This window comes from Kitasatospora sp. NPDC001527 (assembly GCF_040298605.1).
Classification (GTDB): domain Bacteria; phylum Actinomycetota; class Actinomycetes; order Streptomycetales; family Streptomycetaceae; genus Kitasatospora.
The window spans coordinates 1-22,435 of sequence record NZ_JBEPAM010000057.1 but is presented as its reverse complement, the minus strand read 5'-3'; the positions used below and the strand labels follow the sequence as shown (position 1 = coordinate 22,435).

The window sequence follows — 22,435 nt, the reverse complement described above, 5'->3', positions numbered from 1 at the left end:
TGCAGCCTAGGGTCAACGCGCGTAGCTGTCAGGCCCCCCGACGTAACGACAGGGTTACCTGCGGACGAATCGTCATCGGACTCTCCCCGCCGCGCCGCCCGGGCACCGCGACGGACCGCCGGCCGCCACGCCCCGGCCGGGGCGCCGCCGGAGCCGTCGTCACACCCCCGGCTCGGCCGCCAACTGCCGCTCGGCCCGCACCCGTTCGGCCACCGCGTCCTCGGTCATCGCGCGGTCGGTGTAGACCAGTGGACGCTCCGCCTCGGTGATGATGTGCTTCACCACCTGGACGTTGCCGTTGACGTCCCAGACCGCGATACCGGGCGAAAGTGTGGGGATGATCTCCACCGCCCAGCGCGGCAGGCCGAGCACCCGTCCGGTGGCTCTCGCCTCCTCGGCCTTCTGCATGTAGATGGTCCGGGTGGAGGCCATCTTGAGGATCGCCGAGGCCTCCTTGGCCGCCGCCCCGTCCACCACGTCGGAGAGGTGGTGGACCACGGCGACGAAGGACAGGCCCAGCCGGCGGCCGAACTTCAGCAGCCGCTGGAACAGCTGGGCCACGAAGGGGCTGTTGATGATGTGCCAGGCCTCCTCGACCAGGAAGATCCGCTTCTTGCGGTCCGGCCTGATCCAGGTGTGCTCCAGCCAGACCCCGACGATGGCCATCAGGATCGGCATCGCGATCGAGTTGCGGTCGATGTGCGACAGGTCGAAGACGATCAGCGGCGCGTCCAGGTCGATGCCGTCGGTGGTCGACCCGTCGAACATGCCCCGCAGGTCACCGTCGACCAGCCGGTCCAGCACCAGGGCGACGTCCAGGCCCCAGGACTGCACCTCGTCCACCGCCACGCCCAGCGACTCCACCGACGACAGCTCGGGGTTGCGCAGGGTGTCGATGATGTCGTCCAGCACCGGCTGACGGTCCCGGACCGTCGCCACCACGTGCGCGTGCGCGGCCTTCAGCGCGAATCCGGCCCGCTCCTCCAGACCGCGCCCCATCGCCACCTCGACGATGGTGCGCAGCAGCGACAGCTGCCCGGTCTGGGTGATCGCCGGGTCCAGCGGGTTGAGCTTCACCCCGCCGTCCCGGGCCGCCATCGGGTCCAGCCGGATCGACTTTATGCCCAGCGCGTTGGCGATCAGGTTCCACTCGCCGACCCCGTCCTCGCCCTGCGCGTCCAGCACCACCACCTGCCGGTCCCGGAACCGCAGCTGGCGCAGCACGTAGGTCTTCTCCAGCGCCGACTTGCCGTTGCCGGACTCGCCCAGCACCAGCCAGTGCGGGGCCGGCAGCTGCTGGCCGTACAGCTGGAACGGGTCGTACACGTAGCCCTTTCCGCTGTACACCTCCCGGCCGATGATCACCCCGGAGTCGCCGAGCCCCGGCGCGGCGGTCGGCAGGTACACCGCCTGCGCCTGCCCGGTGGACGTGCGCACCGGCAGCCGGGTGGTCTCCACCTTGCCGAACATCAGGCTGGTGAACGCGTCGGTGAGGTTGCCGATCGCCATACGGGGCCTCCAGATCAGTCGCTCGGCCGGTGCCCGCTCAGCGGCGGATTCCGGTGGCGAACGGCAGGGTGTTGACGAACGCGCGGTGGTGCTCGCGGTCGCACCACTCCAGCTTCAGGTAGCTCTTGCCCGCCGAGGCCCGGATCGTCCGCTTGTCCCGGGCCAGCGCGTCGGGGTTGCGCGAGGAGACCGTGATGTACCCGACCAGGTTGACGCCGGCCGCGCCGGACGCCAGGTCGTCACCGCGCTGGTCCACCCGGCCGCTGTGGGCCAGGTCGCGCGGGTCGACCGTGCGGTTCATCTTGGCGGCGCGGCTGGCCTCCGCCTCGTCGTTGGTCTTCTCGGTGAGCATCCGCTCGATGGCGACGTCGGTGGGCTCCAGGTCCATGGTCACCGCCACCGTCCGGATCACGTCCGGGGTGTGCACCAGCAGCGGCGCCAGGAAGTTGACGCCGACCGGGGTCAGCGGCCACTCCTTGATCCACGCGGTGGCGTGGCACCAGGGCGCCCGGGTCGCCGACTCGCGGGTCTTCGCCTCCAGGTACTGCGGGTGGGTGGCGTCCAGCTCGGCCGGCCAGGCGTTGCGCTTCGACATCGCCTGGATGTGGTCGATCGGGTGGTCCGGGTCGTACATCGAGTGCAGCAGCGAGGAGAGCCGGGCCTGGCCCAGCGGCTGGCGCACCCGGATGTCCGCCTCCGCCAGCCGCGCGCAGATGTCGGTCAGCTCACGGGCCATCACCGCGGCCAGGCCCTCGTCGTCCCGGGCCCGCCGCCCGGTCGCGGTACGGCCCATCGCGTGCGCCTCGGCGGCGAGGTCCCGGGTGTAGTGCATGCACGCCACCAGGTACGCCCGGTGCTGCTCCGAGGAGGTCGACACCATCGACTGCAGCTGGTCGTACGAGTCCATCAGCCAGCGCGGCGCGTCCGGGTCGCCCCGCCGCTCCACGTCCTTGGCGTGCGCGTCCGGGTCGGCCGGCAGGGTGCGGGCCAGGATCTGCAGCCGGGTCACGAAGCCGTCCCCGTTCGCGACGTGCTTCAGCAGCGTCCCGAAGCGGTCGACCAGCGCCTCCTGGTCCTCCGAGTCGCGCAGCCCGACACCCGGGCCCTCGATCTCGATCGCCGCCGTCACCGTGCGCCGCTCCAGGTGCATCAGCACCCCGACCTCGTCCGGCCCGAACGGAGCCGACAGCCAGCGCAGCCGCCCCACCCCCGGCGGCGGCCCGATCTCCACCTCGCGGCCGTCCAGCCGCGTCCCGGCGTCCATCGCGTCCGACTTCCACACCGCCCGGCCGCTGCGGACCGTCCGGCGGAAGGTGCGGTTGATCTCCACCCACTTGTAGAACGTCCGGCGCCGGTACGGCACGTACACCGCCGCGATCGCCATCGCGGGCAGACCCACCAGGCCCGCGATGCGCAACGGCAGGATCGGCATCATCAGGCCCCAGACCATGCCGAGGAAGGCCCCGAAGATGATCAGCACGATCTCGCCGGACTCCCGGTTCCGGCCGATCGGCGCGTTCGGGCGGGCCTTGCCGATCAGGTAGGTACGGCGCTGGTGCACATACGGCTGGGCGTACTGGGCGCCGTACTGGCCGAGTGGTTCGCTCACTTACCCGTCACCCTCCCTTCGCTGGATTGCTGTCGCGGCTCGGAGCCGAGGCCTGGGCCGGCGGCCCGGCCTGCGGCGGCGGCGTGCGCGCCGCGTGGGCGGCGATGCCCGGGGCGACCGAGCCGCCGCCCGCACCGCCGCCGCCCCCGCCGCCCGGTTGCGGGCCGCGGTCGCCGTGCGTGCTGATGCCCTGCCGCATGAAGTTCGCCGTCCCGTTGATCATCGCCGATCCCGCCGAGACCGCGCTCGCCCGGGCGCTGCGCATGCTCATGATCTCGTCGCCGAAGCCCGGAACGAACCGGTACACGGCGGCGCTCGCGAAGATCGACAGGAAGAGGATCGCCAGCCCCGAGAGCACCCGGGCGAAGTCGTCGCTCGCCCCCGCCCCGGCCGACACCGCCCCGGCCAGCCCGAGGATGATCACGATGATCGGCTTCGCCAGGTCCACCGCCACCATCACCCCCGCCCAGCGGCGCACGTGCTTCCACAACTGCTTGTCCACCAGACCCGCGTACACCGCCGTCCCCAGCAGCGCGCCCACGTACAGCATCGCCGCCCGGATCAGCAGCTCGATCCAGAGCACCGCCGCCGCCAGCACGGCCACCAGCGAGGTGATGATCAGGATCAGCGGCCCGCCGCCCATGTCACCCTTCTCCAGGGTGTCCGCGAACCCGCCCAGGTACGTCCCGGTGTCCGACTTCGTCCCCACCGCGATCGCCTTGGTCAGCCCGTCGGTCGCGCTCACCACCGTGTACAGGATCAACGGCGTGAACGCCGACGCGACCACCGTCAGCCACAGGAACCCGATCGCCTCCGAGATCGCCGTCGCCAACGGCGCCCCGCGCACCGCCCGCTTGGTCACCGCGAGCAGCCAGAGCACCAGCGTGACGATCGTCGACGCGGCGAACACCACCGCGTACTGCTGCAGGAACGACGCGTTGGTGAAGTCCACCTCCGTCGTCCCGTCGATCGCCCCCGACAGCTTCCGCACCACCCACGCCGCCGCCTGCGCACACCCCTTCGCCAACGACCCCAGCGGATCCGTCACCGTCCCGACCGTCCCGCTCCCCGGCAGCGACGCCCCACCACCACCGGGGGCGCAGTAGACGTCGTTGCCCGGAAGGGGGATCCCCGGGCAGTTCGAGTTCGGGGTACTGGGAGTCGGGGTCGGGGTCGCCGTGGGAGAGGGTTCGGCAAGGGCTTGCCGCGCTGTCAGAACGACCGTCAGCAGGCCCAGGGCCGCTCCTCCGGAAAGCCTCGCCAGAACGCGCGGAATCGTCGTCCGGCCGCCGTCAGCGCGCATAGCGGAAGCCTCCGAACTGCTCGACGGCACCTGTGATCTCCTCGGCGGTCGCGGCCTGCTGGTCCGGCGGTACAGGTGCCGGGCCCGATGCCCGGCTGTAGTCGGCGAGTTTCCAGTCCTCGCCCACCCATCGCAGGTTGAGGGTGAGCGTGAACCACTCCTCCGAGACAGGGCGAACCGAGCGCTCGCCCGCGATCCCGTAGAGGCCCGTGCACCAGACCTCAACCTTCACGCTCTCGGCCGTGTAAGCGCTGCTCTTCGTCCCCACCGGAACGGTCCGGCTGACAAAGGTCATCCCCTTCGGCGCGCGTCCCTGCGCGTCCACCCCGAACCTGGCCGCCGTCTCGGGCGAGAACCCCTGGTCCAGACGGGACTGGAGGGCCGGAGCGGCCGCGGGGTCGGCGATGGTGGTGATGATGGTGTGGCGGGTGTCGGTGCGGAACATGTCGGCGGAGCCGATGGCCACCGCGTAGTTGGCGGCGGCGGACTGGGCGCCCTGGTCGGTGTGCGGGAAGCCGGAGGCGATGCCGTTGACGGTCGTGCCGACGGGCTGCTCGCCGCTGGGCCCGGGGCCCGCGCCGGGGGCCGCGGTGGCGGCGGCCCGGTCGGCGGAGCGGCCGGCGTCGGCGCCGCCGCGGCCGGGGTCGGGTTTGCCCCGGTTGGCGATCGAGATGGCCAGCACGAGCAGCGCGACGACCAGGACGATCGTCAGCAGCGTGCGCAGCGGCCTGGGCTGACGGCCGTTCGGCTGGAGGGAGGGCTGTTCGCCGACCGGCAGCCGCGTCCGGGTGTGCGGCTGGTCGTCGGACAACGGCACGGCGGCCCTCCTGGTGCGGGGAGCCGGCTGGCGGCTCCGGGGGCCCCTCCGGCCGTGGGCGGGCGCGGAGGGAAGGGGTGGTGGATGGATTCCCGGCGGGACTCCGAGCATTCACGGATACCCGGACGTGACGTCGGACTGGTCGGAGGGTCAGACGATCGGACCGGTCGGCGGGCCCGGGGGCCGCGCCGTCCACCGCCCGGTCACGGCGGCCCGGGGAGTCCGGAGCGCCCGAACCGCCGGATCCGCCCCGACTGTCCGATCTGCCCGATCCGTCAGATCTGCCTGATCGTCAGATCGCCATGCCGTACACAATGGTGAACAGAGTGCCGAGTGATCCAATGATGAACACGCCGGTCAGCCCGGCGATGATCAGCCCCTTGCCCTGTTCGGCACCGAAGCTGTCACGCATCGCGGTGGCACCGATCCGCTGCTTGGCCGCACCCCAGATGGCGATGCCGAGGCAGCCCAGGATGGCCACGGCCATGACGACCTCGATCATCACCCGGGCCTCCGACCCGAGGCTCGCGAACGGGCCCCAGTCCGGGGCGATGCCGCCGATGATGGTGTCGATATTCGGCTTCTTAGGAGGGTCCTCGGCCAGGTGGCCGATCGCGATGCTGTGCACGCTGCTCTGGTTCATTTCCATCTCACCGCCCGATCAGGCAAATTCAAGGGCCCAGACCCCGCCCGCGCGAAGGGTCGGTACCTATTCTTGGCCAGATCTGATGTCGACTTGGCTACTTCTCGCGGATTGGTCGTGAGGCATCGGACACGTACGCGAGGATGTCCACCGTACGAAGGATAGCGCTCACTCTTTGTATCTCTGATGATTGCGGTGAGCAACGCCTTCCGGGACACTTCGACTGACGATTCGTCGGGATGGTGCTGATGGTACTCCGGAAGGGCGGTACGGCCGCCGCTGCTGCGGGAGTTGTCCTCGCCGGCTTCGTCGGCCTGGTGACGCTCGGGACGTATGCGGCGAGCGGGACGCCACAGCAACAGGGCAATGCCGCGGGCCTCTCCCCGGGAACCGTTCCGGCCGCGTACCAGGGGCCGATCGAGCAGTGGGGCCGGCTCTGCCCCGATCTCTCCCCCCCGTTGCTCGCGGCGCAGTTGTACCAGGAAAGCGGCTTCAACCCGCGGGCCCGCTCCGGCGTCGGGGCGGAGGGCCTGGCGCAGTTCATGCCGGGCACCTGGGCGTCGTACGGCACGGACGGGAACAACGACGGCCGCAGGGACCCCTGGGACCCGCTGGACGCCATCGCCTCGGCGGCCACCTTCGACTGCGCGCTCGCCAGGGACGTGGCCAAGATCCCGGGCGACCGCCAGTCCAACATGCTGGCCGCCTACAACGCCGGGCCGGGCGCGGTGACGAAGTACCGGGGCGTGCCGCCGTACCGGGAGACCCAGGGGTACGTGCGGAACATCCTGGCGACGGCCCGCAGCTTCGCCGCCCCGGCCGACCCGGCCGCCCCGGTGGAGGTCTCGGCGCAGTCGGCGGGCGCGATCTACTTCGCCCAGACCAAGCTCGGCACCCCGTACCTGTGGGGCGGCGACGGCAAGCCGTGGCAGCAGGGACGGTTCGACTGCTCCGGGCTCACCAGGGCCGCGTTCGAGAGCGTGGGCATCATCCTCCCCCGGGTCGCCAACGACCAGTGGTACGCCGGGCCGCACCCGTCGCGCGACCAGCTGCGCCCGGGGGACCTGGTGTTCTGGGCGACCGATCTGACCGATCCGCGGAGCATCCACCACGTCGGGATCTACGTGGGCGGCGGATACATGATCGACGCGCCGCACACCGGCGCGGTGATCCGCTACGACAAGATCGACACCCGGGAGTACATCGGCGCCACCCGGGTCACCTCGGACGGCGCCCAGGCCCTGCCGAACCGCAACGACGACGACGGCCAGGTGATCGCCCCAAGCCGCCCCGGCGACCCGGCCCCCACCACGCCCACCCCCGCCCCGACCACCCCGGCGGCGCAGGCGGCCGTCCAGGCCGCCCCGCCCGGCCGGGCCGCCGGCGCCGTCGCCACCGGCAGCGGCAGCGGCAGCGGCAGCGGAACGGCAGGTCCAGGTCAACTCCCCGCAAAGAACTGATTCCCGCCCACCCGCCGGGTGTGCGCGCGGTGTGGACGCTGAGTCAAGTTTCCATAACTGCGCGTTTCCGTGGAACGCTGTACGCCGGTGATGACGTTGTGTCCGTTGGTCCACCGTCAACCGCCCCGAGCCGGGCGGTGGCGTGGGCCACGGAGCAAGGACCAGGTGCAGCGGACCCAGAAGGAGGTGCGGCGTGTCGACGCCGCTTGCCGACACGACCAACCCCGACCTCGGCCTGCTCTACGCCGTCAACGGCCTGGCCAGACACGCCCCGGCCTCCGTGGACCGCCTGGTCTCCTGGATCGGCGAGTACGGCATCCTGCTCGGCCTCGCCCTGCTGGGCCTGGTGGGCTGGCTGCAGGCCCGGCGGCGCCCCGACGCCCCGGTGGCGGTCGCCGGGCTGCTGTGGGCCCCGCTCTCGGTCGCCCTCGCCGAACTGGCCAACCTGCCGATCTCGGCGATCGTGGACCGCCCCCGGCCCTTCGTGGACCACTCCGGTCTGGAGGTGCTGGTCGACGGCAAGGCCGGCACCCACTCCTTCGTCAGCGACCACTCCACGATGTCGATGGGCATCGCGGTGGCGCTCTTCCTGGTGAACCGACGGCTCGGCTGGATCGCCGGCGGCCTGGCCCTGCTGCAGGGCTTCTGCCGGATGTACATGGGCGTCCACTACCCGACCGACGTGATCGGCGGCTTCGCGCTCGCCGCCGCGGTGGTGCTGCTGCTGGCGCCGATCGCGATGGCCGTGCTGGTGCCGCTCTGCCACGCGCTCGCCCGCACGCCGCTCGCCCCGCTGATCCGCGCCGGACGGGGCGCCGAGCGGGGCGGGGGCCGTCCGGGTGCGCGGGGACGGCGCGGCGGCGCCCGGGGCGCGCTGCGCACCGAGGAACAGTCGCGGGAGTCCGACCTGGCCGCGTGAGCCGGACGAGAGACCGGACGACGCCCCCCGACGACGGCCCCGGGCCCGCTCCGGCCCTACCCCGGTCCCGTCCCCGGGGCGGCCCCGGCGGTGGAGAGGTGGGCATCCGCCTCGCGCCGGGTGAGGTCACGCGAGCGCCGGGCCGGGGAGTACCAGCCGCAGCTGCAGGTCGCGTGGCAGAAGGAACCGCGTTCGCTGATCTCGACGCGGTGTTCGGGCATCCGGGTGGTGCCGGGAACGGCCGACAGCTCACTGTGCACGTGCTTCACCGTAACGCGCCGGACCACCGCCGCGCGACGCCCGCGGCACACCCGACGCACCCGGCCCCGTAACCTCTCGCGTCCCAACTCGTTTGCACGGAAAGAGCTCTGCCCACCCGCTGGTGGTGGCCGGCGGGGCAGTCGGGCCCGAGGGGGTTGTCGCGAGGATGAAGATGACCGACCAGCAGCACAGCGGCCGGGCGGGCGGCCGCGCCGGGCGGCGGGTGCGTCCGGCGGCGGGTGCCGTCCTGCTCGCCGCCGTGCTGGCCGGGGCGTCCGCCCTGGCCGGCTGCTCGCCGGACGGTGCGGACGGCGCGAGCGCCGCCTCCGCCGAGCAGCAGGCGAGCGGCGACCCCGGCCGGATCTCCGCCGACCGGCTCGCCGCCGATCCGCTGGAGGCGGTCCGCGCCGCCGCCGACATCACCGGCCGCTCGGGCTCCGCGCACGCCGCCACCGAGCTGGTGACCGAGTCGGCGGAGAAGAAGGCGGTCTTCACCGGCGCCGGCGGCTACGACTACGTGAAGCGGATCGGGCGGCTGGAAGTGCAGGTGCCGCCGGGCGCCGCGACCACCGGCAAGATCGTCGAGGTGCTCCTGCCCGGCACGGTCTACCTGCAGAACAGCGGCGCCAAGGTGCCGGAGGGCAAGTGGGTCAAGCTGGACGTCCGCCAGCTGCCGGACGGCAACCTGGTCAGCGGCGGCGCCACCGACCCGTCGTCCGCCGCGGGCGCGCTGCGCGGCGCCCAGAAGGCCGAGCTGGTCGGCACCGAGCCGCTGGGCGGGGTGGCCCTGAAGCACTTCCGCGGCACCCTGGACCTCGCCAAGGCGGCCGACGCCACCGGCGGGCGCGGCGGGGACGGCCTGCGGATGGGGGCGCAGACCTTCACCGTGAAGGAGGTCCCCTACGACGTCTGGCTCGACGACCAGGGCCGGCTGCACAAGGTGGTCGAGGTCTTCACCTTCGCCGGGGTGGCCGGTTCCAAGGAGGCCAAGGACCAGGTGAAGGTGGTCTCGACCACCACGCTGAGCGACTTCGGCGCGCCGGTCGAGGCGGCCGAGCCGCCGGCCGCGGACATCTACGCGATGAAGCCCACCGAGAGTCCGAAGTAGCGCACTGGGGGGCGGCGCGGGCGCCGAGGGCGCAGGCGCGCGGGGACGCCGCCGGTCCGGGTGGGCCCGGAAGCCCCCGGGCCCACCCGTTTCGGCGGCGCCGAGATGGCCCGTCCGTGCCATGTGGACGGGCTCCGAAGTGCCTAGGCTGGACGTCGGGTGGCTGCCGCCCGGGCTGGCGAGGCGCTGAAGGGGTGGTGCAGGTGATGTCGTCCACGGGCGGCCGCAGCGGCGGCCACGACGACGCGGCCCTCGACGAGATCGAGCTGGCCGGTGAGCTGATGATCGCCGCCACGGCCAGCAGCGACGACCGGCTGCCGACCGAGCGGATCGACGAGGTGCTGCTCGACCGGCCCGACGGCGGTCCGGCCGCCGGGCCGGCCCGGGACCCGCAGGGCCGGGAGGCCCGGGCCCCCCGGGAGGGCCGGCGTCCGGCCGGTTAGCGTCCGGGGCCGGAGGGCGGCGGGGTCAGCTGCGCAGCAGCCGGCCGATCGCGGCGGTGGCCTCGGCGACCTTGGCGTCCAGCTCGGTGCCGCCCTCCTCGGCGGCGGCCGCGACGCAGTGCCGCAGGTGCTCCTCCAGCAGCGAGAGCGCGAAGGACTGCAGGGCCTTGGTGCTGGCGGAGACCTGGGTGAGCACGTCGATGCAGTAGACGTCCTCGTCGACCATCCGCTGGAGACCGCGGATCTGGCCCTCGATCCGGCGCAGCCGCTTGAGGTGCGCGTCCTTCTGGGCGCTGTACCCGTGCGGGCCGTGGGCGGCGTGGGCGTCCGGCGTCTTCTGGAGCGCAACGTGCTCGCCGTGCGGTTCCGCCCCGGGCGCCTGCTCCGGCTCGGTGCGCGCTTGCGTGGTGGTCATCGGCCCGCCTTCGTCTGAGTGCCTGCTGGCTGCGTCGGCCTCCAGTGTCCAACACCCGGGCCCGTCGTGGTGTTCCTCCGGCACGGCCGGCCGCCGCCGGGGCCCGCGGCACGGTTCCCCCGTCCGGGGAACACCCCGCTCTTCCCGCCGCACGGCAGGGGCAATCCGGGCGAGGTTCCGTCAGACTGGGGGCTCGTGCCCGCACCTGTGGTGCGGACGTGTCCACCATTGCGGCAGCCGAACGGAAGGGGAGGTTCCGACTCCTCTTCGAGCACCCCATTTGCGTGATGGCGCTCGGTTGCACCTAGCATCGTTCAGTCCCCTACCCCGCACATCGGAGATTTCCGTGCGTTTTAGCCTGACCCCGAAGGAGACGAGCTTCTACGACATGTTCGCCGCAGCCGCGGAGAACCTCGTCGTCGGCTCGAAGCTCCTGCTGGAACTGCTGGGATCAGACGTGTCGGCCCGCGCGGAGATCGTCGAGCGCATGCGCGCCGCCGAGCACGCCGGAGACGACACCACCCATGCGATCTTCCACCAGCTGAACTCGTCCTTCATCACGCCCTTCGACCGCGAGGACATCTACACCCTCGCCTCGTCGCTGGACGACATCATGGACTTCATGGAGGAGGCCGTCGACCTGGTCGTCCTCTACGACATCCAGACCCTGCCGAAGGGCATCGAGCAGCAGATCGAGGTCCTGGCCCGCGCCGCCGAGCTGACCGCCGAGGCGATGCCGAACCTGCGGAGCATGTCCAACCTGACCGAGTACTGGATCGAGGTCAACCGGCTGGAGAACCAGGCCGACCAGATCCACCGCAAGCTGCTCGCCCACCTCTTCTCCGGCCAGTACGAGGCCATCGAGGTGCTCAAGCTGAAGCAGGTCGTGGATGTCCTCGAAGAGGCCGCGGACGCGTTCGAGCACGTCGCCAACACGGTGGAGACCATCGCGGTCAAGGAGTCCTGACCCCCGTGGACATGGCAGCACTGATCGCCGTCGTCGGCGTCGCGTTCTTCTTCACCTACACCAACGGCTTCCACGACTCGGCCAACGCGATCGCGACCTCGGTCTCCACCCGGGCGCTGACGCCCCGGGCGGCCCTGGCGATGGCCGCGGTGATGAACCTGGCGGGCGCCTTCCTGGGCAGCGGGGTGGCGCACACTGTCTCGCAGGGCATCATCGAGACCCCGACCGGCGACACCGGCATGGCGATCCTGTTCGCCGCGCTGGTCGGCGCCATCGCCTGGAACCTGGTCACCTGGTACTTCGGCCTGCCGTCCTCCTCCTCGCACGCGCTGTTCGGCGGCATGGTGGGCGCGGCGCTGGCCGGTGGCACCGAGGTGATCTGGAGCGGCGTCATCGACAAGATCGTCATCCCGATGATCGTCTCGCCCGTGGTCGGCCTGGTCGGCGGTTTCCTGGTGATGCTGGCGATCCTGTGGATCTTCCGGCGGGCCAACCCGCACCGGGCCAAGCGCAACTTCCGGGTCGCCCAGACGGCCTCGGCCGCCGCGATGGCGCTCGCGCACGGTCTGCAGGACGCGCAGAAGACCATGGGCATCGTGGTGATGGCCCTGGTCATCTCGGGCCACCAGGACCAGGGCGACCCGATCCCGGTCTGGGTGAAGATCTCCTGCGCCACCATGCTCTCGCTGGGCACCTACGCCGGCGGCTGGCGGATCATGCGGACCCTGGGCCGGAAGATCATCGAGCTGGACCCGCCGCAGGGCTTCGCCGCCGAGGCCACCGCCTCGACGGTCATGTACATCACCTCGTTCGTCTTCAAGGCGCCGATCTCCACCACCCACGTGATCACCTCGGCGATCATGGGTGCCGGGGCCACCAAGCGGCTCCGCGCGGTGCGCTGGGGCGTCGCCAAGAACATCGTGCTCGGCTGGTTCATCACCATGCCGGCGGCCGCCCTCGTCGCGGCGCTGATGTTCTGGTTCGTCCACCTGTTCTGGGGCTGACGCCGCCGGACGCCCCCCGGCACTCCGGGGCGGGACATGTGCGGACGCGACAGGGCCCGCCCCCCACATCTCGGGGGGCGGGCCCTTTCATGCTCCGCGGCGGCACCGCCATGCAGCACCGCGAAGCAGCCTGTGGAACGCCGCCCGGGCGGTCGGGCGGAACCGATCAGCCGAAGCGGCCGGAGATGTAGTCCTCGGTCGCCTGCACGGACGGGTTGGAGAAGATCCGCTGGGTGTCGTCCAGCTCGATCAGCTTGCCCGGCTGGCCGACGCCGGCCAGGTTGAAGAAGGCGGTGCGGTCGCTGACGCGGGCCGCCTGCTGCATGTTGTGCGTCACGATGACGATGGTGAACTGGGACTTCAGCTCGCCGATCAGGTCCTCGATGGCCAGGGTGGAGATCGGGTCGAGGGCCGAGCAGGGCTCGTCCATCAGCAGGACCTGCGGCTCGACCGCGATGGCGCGGGCGATGCACAGGCGCTGCTGCTGACCGCCGGAGAGGCCGGCGCCCGGCTTGTTCAGCCGGTCCTTGACCTCGTTCCACAGGTTGGCGCCCTTGAGGGACGTCTCCACCACGCCGTCCAGCACGGACTTCTTGCGCACGCCCGCGAGCTTCAGCCCGGCGACCACGTTGTCGTAGATCGACATGGTCGGGAACGGGTTCGGGCGCTGGAAGACCATGCCGACCGAGCGGCGGACGGCGACCGGGTCGACGCTGGCGCCGTACAGGTTCTCGTCGTCCAGGAGCACCTTGCCCTCGACGCGGGCGCCGGGGATCACCTCGTGCATCCGGTTGAGGGTCCGCAGGAAGGTGGACTTGCCGCAGCCGGAGGGGCCGATGAAGGCCGTCACCGAGCGGGGTTCGATCGCCATCGAGATGTCCTCGATGGCCTTGGTGGAGCCGTAGTAGGCGGACAGTCCGCTGACGTCGATGCGCTTGGCCATGATCGTTCGTCTTCTCTCAGTCTTCGTCGTACGTCAGTCGGTCGCTCAGTGCCCGGCCTTGGGCGAACGCCAGCGGGCGATGCCCCGGGCGATGAGGTTGAGCCCCATCACGAAGGCGATCAGCACGAGGGCGGCACCCCAGGCGCGGGCGTAGCCGTACTGGTTGTTCACCTGGGAGTACTGCTGCCAGATGTACATCGGCAGCGACTGCTGCGGCCCGTCGAACGGGTTGTTGTTGATGTAGTCGGCGCCGAAGACCAGCAGCATCACCGGGGCGGTCTCACCCGTGATGCGGGCGACCGCGAGCATCACGCCGGTGGTGATGCCGCCGATGGCGGTGGGCAGGACGACCCGCAGGATCGTCTTCCACTTCGGCACGCCGAGCGCGTACGACGCCTCGCGCAGCTCGTTCGGGACCAGCTTGAGCATCTCCTCGGTGGAGCGGACCACGACCGGCAGCATCAGGATGGCCAGCGCGAGGCTGCCCGAGAAGCCGGAGTAGTTGAAGCCGAGGGCGAGGTTCCAGACGGACAGGATGAACAGACCGGCGACGATCGACGGGACACCCGTCATGACGTCGACGAAGAAGGTGACCGCCTTGGCGAGCTTGCCCCGGCCGTACTCGACCAGGTAGACGGCGGTCAGCAGACCGACCGGCGCGGCCATCAGGGTGGCCAGGCCGACCTGCTGCAGGGTTCCGATCAGCGCGTGGTAGATGCCACCGCCGGGGCCGGACTGCCGCACGCCCCGCATGGAGTGGGACAGGAAGTTCCCGTCCACCACCGAGGCGCCCTGCTGGACGGTGTAGACGGTCAGCGCGAGCAGCGGGACGACGGCCAGGATGAAGGCGACCCAGACCACCGAGGTGGCGAGCCGGTCCTTGGCCTGACGGCGGCCCTCGACCTGCGCCGAGAGCACGTAGCTGATGACGACGAAGAGGATCGCGGAGATCAGGCCCCACTGGAGCTTGCTCTCCAGGCCGCCGACCACGCCGATGCCGCAGCCGAGGACGACGGAACCGGCGGCCACGCCGGCCGGGGCCCACTTGGGCAGCCGGTTGGCGGTCAGCGGCCGGCCGACCGGGCGGGCGTCCGAGGGGACAGAGGTGACGGCACTCATGCGTTGGCCCCCGAGTACTCCTTGCGGCGGGCGACGATCAGCCGCGCGGCACCGTTGACCAGCAGGGTGATCACGAACAGGACAAGTCCGGAGGCCATCAGCGCGTCCCGGCCGAAGGGCTGGGCCTCACTGAACTTCAGCGCGATGTTCTGCGCGAAGGTGCCGCCGCCCGGGTCGAGCAGGTGCAGCGAGAGGACGTTGCTGGAGGAGAGCACGACGGCGACCGCGATGGTCTCGCCGAGCGCGCGGCCGAGGCCGAGCATCGAGGCCGAGATGATGCCGGGGCGGCCGAACGGCAGCACCGCGGTGCGGATCATCTCCCAGCGGGTCGCGCCGAGCGCGAGCGCGGCCTCCTCGTGCATCCGGGGCACCTGCCGGAAGACCTCACGGCTGACCGCGGTGATGATCGGGAGGATCATGATCGCCAGCAGGATGCCGACGGTGAACAGGTTGCGCGGGGTGGTCGCCCGGGACTGGTCGAAGATGTACGTCCAGCCGAGGTACTGGTCCATCCAGCTGGTCAGGCCCTCCAGGTGCGGCACCAGGAAGAGCGCGCCCCACAGGCCGTAGATGATGCTGGGCACGGCCGCCAGCAGGTCCACCAGGTAGGCGAACGGCTGGGCGATCCGGCGCGGCGCGTAGTGGGAGATGAACAGCGCGATCCCGATGGCCACCGGGACGGCGATCGCCATCGCGATCGCCGCGCTGACGATGGTGCCGAACACCAGGACGGCGATGCCGAAGACCGGCTCCGGGGCGTCCGGCGTCCACTCGAAGGTGGTGAGGAAGTTGCCCTCGTTCTTGCTCAGCGCGATGACCGAGCGCCAGGTCAGGAAGCCCGCGATGGCGGCCATGACCGCCAGCAGCAGGATGCCCGACCCGCGGGACAGGTTCATGAAGATCTTGTCGCCGACCCGGCTGTCGCGCGGGCGGCGTTCCCTGCCGGGCGGGGCGGCAGGGGTGTTTGCAGTCATTGGTCTACTCCGGTCTGGTGGTGCGGCCCCGAGGGGGCGGCACCATGGCGGCGGTGCCCCGGACGTGTTGCGTTCTCGTCGGTACTTCCCGCTGGGGCGGCCCCGGCCCCCCTCGATCTCGGGGCCGCCCCAGCGGAGGTCCTACTGGATCAGGCGAGGCCCTTGACGGCCTCGGCCACCTTGCCGGTCAGCTCCTTCGGCAGCGGGACGTAGCCCGCGTCGCCGATCGCCTTCTGGCCCGCGTCGCTGATGGCGTAGGTCAGGAAGGCCTTCAGGGAGTCGAGCGTGTCGGCCTTGTTGCCCTTGTCGCAGACGATCTCGTAGGTGACCAGGACCAGCGGGTAGGAGCCCTCGTCCTTGGTCGCGTAGTCGAGGGTCAGCGCCAGGTCGCTGCCGGTGCCGGCGATCTTCGCCTTGGCGAAGGTGTTGGCGGCGTTGGTGGCGTTGGCCTCGACCGGCTTGGAGGCGCCGGTGGCGATGGAGGCGCTCTTCAGGTTGTTGGTCTGGGCGTAGGACAGCTCGGCGTAGCTGATCGAGTTCTTGACCTGCTTCACCTGGGCCGAGACACCGGCCGAGTCCTTGGCGCCCTGGCCGCCCTTGCCCGCCCAGGCCTTGCTGGGCGGGTACGCCCAGGCGCCGCCCGAGGTCTTGGCCAGGTACTTGGTCAGGTTGTCGGTGGTACCGGAGTCGTCCGTGCGGTGGAAGGCCTGGATGTCGGCGTCCGGCAGCTTGGCGCCCGGGTTCAGGGCGGCGATGGCCGGGTCGTTCCACTTGGTGATCTGCGAGTCGAAGATCTTCGCGATGGTCGGGCCGTCCAGGACGAGGTTGTCGACGCCCTCGACGTTGTAGACGATCGAGATCAGGCCCGCGACGACCGGCAGGTTGATGCCCTGGCCACCGGTGCAGACGGCCTTGCTGGCGTCGACCTCGGCCGGCTTCAGCGCCGAGTCCGAGCCGGCGAACTGGATCTTGCCCTGGTTGAACTGCTGGACACCGGCACCCGAGCCGCCGCCACCGTAGTTGATGGTGGCTTCCTTGCAGGCCGCACCGAAGTTGTTCTTCAGGATGTCGATCGCGTTGCCCTGGGCGGTGGAGCCCGCGGCCACCAGCGGGGCCGGCTTCGGACCACACTCGATCGCGGCGGCGGAGGCGGAGCCGCTGGCGCCACCGGACGCGTTGGTGTTGTTCTCGTCCGAACCGCACGCGGCGAGCGACAGCGAGCTGACGAGCGCCATGGCACCGATCGCGAGGGCCTTGGAGCGGCCGTTCCGCTGGAGCTTCACAGGGTGTCCCTTTCTGTGGCATTGCCCGGCGCGCAGGCCCCGCGAAAACGGGGCGGAGCGCGGGTTTTGCTGAGGTCCGGGGCCCGTTCGGCCCTCCGGTGACACCGAAGTTAGGCCGGGTAGGTGACGCGTCAGCCGGTCGTAAGTGAACGGAGAGTGAACCTCGAACGGATGACAGGAAACTACGTCAGGTAGTAACGGTTGCGTCACGGCGAGAGCGCGGGAAGATCACTTCCACTGTTCCTTCACGTCTCCCGGGCCCGCGATCCGACCGGTCTGGCCCCCAGCAGCTCCAGCAGCGCGTCCACCAGCCGCCGGTCCTGCTCCCGGCTCAACCGCTCCCGCGCCTTGCCCGCCGGCAGCCACTCCAGACGGTCCACCTCCCGGCTCGGCCGGAACTCCCCCGCCGTCGGCACCGCCGCCCAGTACCGGACCTCCTTCGGCCGGCCCTGCGCCAGATAGTGCTGGGTCGGCAGCTCCGCCCCCAGCAGACAGCAGAAGCCCGTCTCCTCCCGCACCTCGCGCAGCGCCGCCTCGACCACGCCCTCACCCGGGTGCAGCTTCCCCTTCGGCAGGCTCCAGTCGTCGTACTTCGGCCGGTGGATCACCGCGATCCGCGGCCGGCCGAGCCGGCCGCTCTTCTTCGGGCGGCCCGGCAGCCAGAGCACCGCCCCCGCCGCCAGCACCACCGGCCCGTCGGCCACCTCAGGCCGTCCGCGATTCCGCCACCGGTCCCCGGCCCTCGGCCGGAGGCAGCTCCAGCCACGCCTCCGCGCCCGGCGGCAGCTCCGGCCACCGCCGCCCGAAGGCGTACCGGGCCGCCTCCACCTCCAGCCGCTGGTCGGCGTGGACCACACCCAGCACGTACGCCGTCGCCGGGGTGATCCGCGGCGTGCGCGCCGCCGTCGCCGCCGTCACCGCCGCCTCCGAGGCCTCCTGGTGCCGCAGCAACACCCGGTCCAGCTCGTCCAGCACCGCCGACGGCCGCCCGCACACCTCCAGCGCGTACCGGGCCCGCTTCACCAGCACCCGCGTACGGTGCCAGGGCGCGTCGTCCGCCGCGAGCGCCGCGTCCGCGTCCAGCGCGCCCCGCGCGCTCGGCACCGACCCCAGCCGGCGCAGCCCGTCCCCGCCGTACGGCGTCGCCGCCCGCTGCAACGGCAGCTGCTGGGCGCTCGCCGCCAGGGCCCCGAACGCCGCCGCCGCCTGCGGCACCAGCACCGCCGCCGCCCGGCCGTTCGCCGCCTCCGCCAGCGGCGCGTCCGCCACCAGCAGCGTCATCCGGTCCGCCAGCGCGTGCAGCCGCGCCGAGCGCAGCTCCTGCAGCACCGTGGAGTGCGCCCTGGTCCGGGCCAGCGTCAGCTGCCGGTCCAGCAGCGCCCGCGCCTTCGGCGCCCCCGCGTGACCGGCCAGCATGCCCGGCCCCTCCGCCTCGCTGCCGCTCAGCCCGTCCAGCGCGCCCAGCAGCCGGGCCGACCGCCGCACGTAGCCCGGCTCCAGCGCCAGCAGGTTCAGCAGCCACGCCAGCTCACCGCGCGCCTCCTGTGCCCAGAGCGGCTCGAAGGACGCGGAGAAGGTGGTCAGCAGCCCGCTGATCCGCCGCACCGCCCGCAGCAGGCCCGCCGTGCCCTCCGACGGGACGACGGACGCACCCGGTCTCGCACCGACCTCGCCCACCGCCAGCGGCAGGGCGCGCAGGAACGCGCCCGCCAGGGCGGTGAGATGGCTGGAGAGGATGTCCCCGGCGGTCGCGGTGGAGGCCGCCTGGGCCGTCATCGGCGCATCGGTCATGGCTAGGTAGATCCCCGTTCCCCCGGGGCCGTCCCCGGGGCTGGTGGCCGACCGCTCAGCGGGTCCCTGCCGCTCAGCGGCTCGCGTCGGTGGGTCGCGCGGTCGCGTCGTCGAGTCTCGTGCCGTCGTGTCCCCGCAGGCGCGGCCGGCACCGCGCGGTGCGGTGCGGGCCACGCCTCGCGGCGTCGCGGCTCACGTCGTCACGTCTGGCGTCAGCGGGGTCGTGGCGGCGACCGGCGGTCATCGGGTGGTGGCGGCCCGGCGACGCTGACGCGAGTCGATGAGCAGGTCCTGGACGTGTCGCAGCGGCTTGCCGTCACCGTCGTCGGCGTGCCGGGTCCAGGCCCCGTCCGCCCCCAGGTGCCAGGACTCCGTCTCGTCCGACATGCCGAGGTCCAGCAGCCCGGACAGCTCGGCCCGGTGCGCCGGGTCGGTGATCCGCAGCAGCGCCTCGATCCGGCGGTCCAGGTTGCGGTGCATCATGTCGGCGCTGCCGATCCACACTTCCGGATCGCCGTTGTTGCCGAAGACGAAGATCCGCGAGTGCTCCAGGAAGCGCCCCAGGATGCTGCGCACCCGGACGTTCTCGCTCAGCCCCGGCACGCCCGGCCGGATCGCGCAGATGCCGCGCACCCACACGTCCACCGGCACCCCGGCCTGCGAGGCCCGGTACAGCGCGTCGATCAGGGCCTCGTCGACGATCGAGTTGACCTTGAGCTTCACGTGCGCCGGGCGGCCGGCCCGGTGGTTGGCGATCTCGTTGTGGATCCGCGCCACCAGACCGTCGCGCAGCCCGCGCGGGGCGGTCAGCAGCCGGCGGTACGACTCGCGGCGCGAGTAGCCGGAGAGCCGGTTGAAGAGGTCCGAGAGGTCCGCGCCGACCTGCGGGTCCGAGGTCAGCAGACCGAGGTCCTCGTACAGCCGGGCGGTCTTCGGGTGGTAGTTGCCGGTGCCGACGTGCGAGTACCGGCGCAGGGTGTCGCCCTCCTGGCGGACCACCAGCGACAGCTTGCAGTGCGTCTTCAGCCCGACCAGGCCGTAGACCACGTGGCAGCCGGCCTCCTCCAGCTTGCGGGCCCACTTGATGTTGGCCTGCTCGTCGAAGCGCGCCTTGATCTCGACCAGCACCAGCACCTGCTTGCCGGACTCCGCCGCGTCGATCAGCGCGTCGACGATCGGCGAGTCGCCCGAGGTCCGGTACAGCGTCTGCTTGATCGCCAGCACGTCCGGGTCGGCCGCGGCCTGCTCCAGGAAGGCCTGCACCGAGGTGGAGAAGCTGTCGTACGGGTGGTGCAGCAGCACGTCCCGCTCGCGCATCGCGGCGAAGATGTCCGGCTGCGAGGCCGACTCGACATCGGTCAGGCCGCGCGCGGTGCCCGCCACGAACTTCGGGTAGTTCAGCTCCGGCCGGTCCAGCCCGGCGATGCCGAACAGCCCGGTCAGGTCCAGCGGGCCGGGCAGCGGGAAGACCTCCGCCTCGGTGATGTTCAGCTCCCGCACCAGCAGGTCCAGGATGTACGGGTCGATCGACTCCTCGACCTCCAGCCGCACCGGCGGGCCGAAGCGCCGCCGCATCAGCTCCTTCTCCAGGGCCTTGAGGATGTTCTCGGTGTCGTCCTCCTCCACCTCCAGGTCCTCGTTGCGGGTGACCCGGAAGGCGTGGTGGGCGAGCACCTCCATCCCCGGGAAGAGCTCCTCCAGGTGCGCTCCCATGACGTCCTCCAGCGGCACGTACCGCTGCGGGGAGGCCTCCAGGAAGCGGGCGAGCGACTGCGGCACCTTCACCCGGGCGAAGTGCTTGTGCCCGGAGACCGGGTTGCGCACGACGACCGCCAGGTTGAGGGAGAGCCCCGATATGTAGGGGAAGGGGTGCGCCGGGTCCACCGCCAGCGGGGTGAGCACCGGGAAGATCTTCTGCCGGAACAGCGTGTGCAGCCGCGCCTGCTCCTTCTCCGCCAGCTCGGACCAGCGGACCACCTCGATCCCCTCGGCGGCGAGGTCCGGCAGCACCTCCTGCTGGAACGCGGCGGCGTGGCGGGCCATCAGCTCGCGCGAGCGGGTCCAGATGAGGTCCAGCACCTCGCGCGGCTGGAGCCCGGAGGCGCTGCGCTGGGCGACGCCGGTGGCGATCCGGCGCTTGAGGCCGGCCACCCGGACCATGAAGAACTCGTCGAGGTTGCTGGCGAAGATCGCCAGGAACTTGGTGCGCTCCAGCAACGGGATCCCCGGATCCTCCGCCAGTTCCAGCACGCGTTCGTTGAACGCGAGCCAGCTGCGCTCACGGTCCAGGAACCGGCCCTGCGGCAGCTCCTCGAGGTCCTGCTCGTCGGTGACCGTCAGTTCCGGCGGTATCCCGAGCGCGCTGGACATCCGCGCGGGTGGGGACAGCGGGGCAGGGACGGGGCGGGGGATGCTCATGAGCTCCAGCTCCTCCAGCAGGACGGCGTCCGGACACGAAATGCTTTTCGGGCCGTCGCCCTCGCCCATCACCAGCACCCAACCACCCGGCGCGGTCGTCACAGGACCGGTCGACGTGTGCCGACCGATGCTGCACGAGCGAGACACTACGGACTTCATCCTGTGATCTTCGCGGCATTAATTGAATCCACGGTAAACACCGCATGGCCAGGAGGAAAGCTGAGGCGGTCGGGGCTGCGGCGACGAGCGCACACCCGTTGCCGCGGCCCCGTTCTCTCCGCTAGGCGAGGCCGGATCGCCCGGATCCGGCGATCACTTTCGGTTACCGGAACGCGGTCACCGGGAATTCGGCCGCACGACCCCGGCCCGATACATCAGATCGACTTCGTGGACAGTGAATCCGAGCCTTTCGTAGACCCGGACCGCCGCCGGATTGTCCGCGTCGACGTACAGCAGCACCGTCTCCAGGCCACGCTCGCCGACCGACTCGTCACCGCCTGTCAGGTGGCGCAGGCCGGCCGCGGTCAGCGCCCGGCCGAGGCCGCTGCCCTGCTCCGCCGGGTCGACGCCCACCACGTACACCTCGCCGAGCGCGGGTTCGGTCGCGGTGGCCGGGTGCACCTTCGTCCAGTGGAAGCCGACCGGCTTGCCGTCCCGGGTGGCGAGGAAGAAGCCCGCCGGGTCGAACCACGGCTCGGCCAGCCGGTCGGCCAGGTCGCGCTCGGTCCAGGAGCCCTGCTCCGGGTGGTGGGCGAAGGCCAGGGCGTTCAGGCGGAGCCACTCGGTGTCGTCCTCACCGGGCCGGAAGGTCCGCAGCTCGATCCCGTCCGGGAGCGGGACCGCCTCGGTCTGCGGACCGGTGCGGCGCATCTGCCGCAGCTCGCGGACCAGCTCGGCGCCGTAGCGCTCGGCCAGGTGCCGGGCCGCCGGGTGTCCGCCGTGCACCCAGAAGTCCACGTACCCGCGGCCCGCCCGGGCGGCCTGGGCGAGCACCGCGTCCACCAGGGGCCGGCCGAAGCCCCGTCCGCGGGCGGCCGGCGCCACGACGAGCTCGGCGGCCGGGTTGGCGCTGCCGTTCTCGGGGACCTCCAATTGGCCGTAGCCGACGGTCCCGGCGGTGCCGGGATCCGCTTCGAGGAAGTGGGTCACTCCGGTCCGCGCCGTCTCCGAGGAGCGAAGACGCAGACGCCCCTGTTCGGACACGGCCTCCCGGCCGTCCGCGCCCTGGGCCTCCGCGAGGATCCGCAGGGCCGCGTCCCGCTGGGCCGGCCGCAGTACGTCGGAGGCGAGGACCGTGATCGCGTCGCCCGGTGTTGCCGTTCCATCGTCCATGCACTGACGATACGTCAACGGTGAACGCAGAGAACCCCCGCCGGAATACCGGCGGGGGTTCTCTCACAATTTGTTCGGCGGCGTCCTACTCTCCCACAGGGTCCCCCCTGCAGTACC

The 22,435-nt window shown here is 71.7% G+C and carries 21 protein-coding genes and 1 pseudogene; 7 read left to right on the top strand and 15 right to left on the bottom strand.

Annotated elements, in window-relative coordinates; all coding sequences use genetic code 11:
- Positions 1-159: 159 nt before the first annotated feature.
- From ABT238_RS33640 to ABT238_RS33630, 3 genes are read right to left on the bottom strand one after another with little or no spacing between them, the layout of a single operon-like run.
- Positions 160-1,509 (bottom strand): ATP-binding protein, encoded by a 1,350-nt coding sequence (locus ABT238_RS33640; RefSeq protein WP_350570074.1) that lies wholly within the window; start codon positions 1,507-1,509, stop codon positions 160-162.
- A gap of 37 nt (positions 1,510-1,546) precedes the next feature.
- Complete coding sequence (locus tag ABT238_RS33635; protein WP_350570075.1) at positions 1,547-3,118, bottom strand: SCO6880 family protein; 1,572 nt, start codon at positions 3,116-3,118, stop codon at positions 1,547-1,549.
- A gap of 7 nt (positions 3,119-3,125) precedes the next feature.
- Positions 3,126-4,070 carry a hypothetical protein gene (locus tag ABT238_RS33630; protein ID WP_502891489.1) on the bottom strand — a complete coding sequence of 315 codons (945 nt, stop codon included), beginning with the start codon at positions 4,068-4,070 and terminating at the stop codon, positions 3,126-3,128.
- On the opposite strand from ABT238_RS33630, the gene ABT238_RS38860 reads away from it, so the two are divergent.
- Positions 4,060-4,224 carry a hypothetical protein gene (locus tag ABT238_RS38860; protein WP_502891488.1) on the top strand — a complete coding sequence of 55 codons (165 nt, stop codon included), beginning with the start codon at positions 4,060-4,062 and terminating at the stop codon, positions 4,222-4,224. The genes ABT238_RS33630 and ABT238_RS38860 overlap by 11 nt on opposite strands.
- 186 nt (positions 4,225-4,410) lie before the next feature.
- Here ABT238_RS38860 and ABT238_RS33625 read toward each other — a convergent pair whose 3' ends face one another.
- A complete protein-coding gene (locus ABT238_RS33625) occupies positions 4,411-5,238 on the bottom strand; it encodes a DUF8175 domain-containg protein (RefSeq protein WP_350803142.1) in 828 nt (275 codons plus the stop codon).
- 292 nt (positions 5,239-5,530) lie between these two features.
- Complete coding sequence (locus ABT238_RS33620; RefSeq protein WP_344344345.1) at positions 5,531-5,881, bottom strand: DUF8827 family protein; 351 nt, start codon at positions 5,879-5,881, stop codon at positions 5,531-5,533.
- Between the two features lie 248 nt (positions 5,882-6,129).
- Here ABT238_RS33620 and ABT238_RS33615 point away from each other — a divergent pair.
- Together ABT238_RS33615 and ABT238_RS33610 are read left to right on the top strand one after the other, a co-directional pair.
- A pseudogene (locus ABT238_RS33615) lies at positions 6,130-7,137 on the top strand (C40 family peptidase); the annotation flags it as partial.
- Between the two features lie 397 nt (positions 7,138-7,534).
- Complete coding sequence (locus ABT238_RS33610; RefSeq protein ID WP_350570078.1) at positions 7,535-8,260, top strand: phosphatase PAP2 family protein; 726 nt, start codon at positions 7,535-7,537, stop codon at positions 8,258-8,260.
- A 56-nt stretch (positions 8,261-8,316) separates the two neighbouring features.
- Here the strand turns inward: ABT238_RS33610 and ABT238_RS33605 are convergent, their stop codons facing one another.
- The gene (locus ABT238_RS33605; RefSeq protein WP_350803267.1) at positions 8,317-8,520 is read right to left on the bottom strand and encodes a hypothetical protein; all 204 of its coding nucleotides are present in this window, start codon (positions 8,518-8,520) and stop codon (positions 8,317-8,319) included.
- A gap of 173 nt (positions 8,521-8,693) precedes the next feature.
- Here ABT238_RS33605 and ABT238_RS33600 point away from each other — a divergent pair, with 173 nt between their 5' ends.
- Both ABT238_RS33600 and ABT238_RS33595 read left to right on the top strand, forming a co-directional pair.
- Entirely contained in the window at positions 8,694-9,629 is a 936-nt protein-coding gene (locus tag ABT238_RS33600; protein ID WP_350570080.1) for an SCO4651 family lipoprotein, read from the top strand.
- Between the two features lie 203 nt (positions 9,630-9,832).
- A complete protein-coding gene (locus ABT238_RS33595; RefSeq protein WP_502891487.1) occupies positions 9,833-10,072 on the top strand; it encodes a hypothetical protein in 240 nt (79 codons plus the stop codon).
- Between the two features lie 25 nt (positions 10,073-10,097).
- On the opposite strand, the gene ABT238_RS33590 is transcribed toward ABT238_RS33595, so the two are convergent.
- The gene (locus tag ABT238_RS33590; protein WP_350570081.1) at positions 10,098-10,487 is read right to left on the bottom strand and encodes a metal-sensitive transcriptional regulator; all 390 of its coding nucleotides are present in this window, start codon (positions 10,485-10,487) and stop codon (positions 10,098-10,100) included.
- 346 nt (positions 10,488-10,833) lie between these two features.
- On the opposite strand from ABT238_RS33590, the gene ABT238_RS33585 reads away from it, so the two are divergent.
- Positions 10,834-11,454, top strand: a complete 621-nt coding sequence (locus tag ABT238_RS33585) for a DUF47 domain-containing protein (protein ID WP_350570082.1) — start codon at positions 10,834-10,836, stop codon at positions 11,452-11,454.
- Positions 11,455-11,459: 5 nt separating this feature from the next.
- Positions 11,460-12,458, top strand: a complete 999-nt coding sequence (locus ABT238_RS33580; protein WP_350570083.1) for an inorganic phosphate transporter — start codon at positions 11,460-11,462, stop codon at positions 12,456-12,458.
- Positions 12,459-12,624: 166 nt separating this feature from the next.
- Here ABT238_RS33580 and pstB read toward each other — a convergent pair whose 3' ends face one another.
- The 8 genes from pstB to mshD all read right to left on the bottom strand — a co-directional run bounded on the left by pstB (position 12,625) and on the right by mshD (position 22,318).
- Entirely contained in the window at positions 12,625-13,401 is a 777-nt protein-coding gene (gene pstB, locus ABT238_RS33575; RefSeq protein WP_350570084.1) for a phosphate ABC transporter ATP-binding protein PstB, read from the bottom strand.
- 45 nt (positions 13,402-13,446) lie between these two features.
- Positions 13,447-14,520: a phosphate ABC transporter permease PstA gene (gene pstA / locus ABT238_RS33570; RefSeq protein ID WP_350570085.1), complete on the bottom strand. Its 1,074-nt coding sequence runs from the start codon at positions 14,518-14,520 to the stop codon at positions 13,447-13,449.
- Entirely contained in the window at positions 14,517-15,494 is a 978-nt protein-coding gene (gene pstC, locus ABT238_RS33565; protein ID WP_350570086.1) for a phosphate ABC transporter permease subunit PstC, read from the bottom strand. The genes pstA and pstC overlap by 4 nt, the downstream gene beginning before the upstream one ends.
- A 149-nt stretch (positions 15,495-15,643) precedes the next feature.
- The gene (gene pstS / locus ABT238_RS33560) at positions 15,644-16,777 is read right to left on the bottom strand and encodes a phosphate ABC transporter substrate-binding protein PstS (protein ID WP_350570087.1); all 1,134 of its coding nucleotides are present in this window, start codon (positions 16,775-16,777) and stop codon (positions 15,644-15,646) included.
- A 245-nt stretch (positions 16,778-17,022) separates the two neighbouring features.
- A complete protein-coding gene (locus tag ABT238_RS33555; RefSeq protein ID WP_350570088.1) occupies positions 17,023-17,481 on the bottom strand; it encodes an NUDIX hydrolase in 459 nt (152 codons plus the stop codon).
- A 1-nt stretch (position 17,482) separates the two neighbouring features.
- Positions 17,483-18,568, bottom strand: coding sequence for a CHAD domain-containing protein (locus ABT238_RS33550; protein ID WP_350570089.1), 1,086 nt, complete (start codon positions 18,566-18,568; stop codon positions 17,483-17,485).
- Between the two features lie 240 nt (positions 18,569-18,808).
- Positions 18,809-20,986, bottom strand: coding sequence for an RNA degradosome polyphosphate kinase (locus ABT238_RS33545; RefSeq protein WP_350803238.1), 2,178 nt, complete (start codon positions 20,984-20,986; stop codon positions 18,809-18,811).
- Positions 20,987-21,322: 336 nt separating this feature from the next.
- Complete coding sequence (mshD, locus tag ABT238_RS33540; protein WP_350803085.1) at positions 21,323-22,318, bottom strand: mycothiol synthase; 996 nt, start codon at positions 22,316-22,318, stop codon at positions 21,323-21,325.
- Positions 22,319-22,435: the final 117 nt, after the last annotated feature.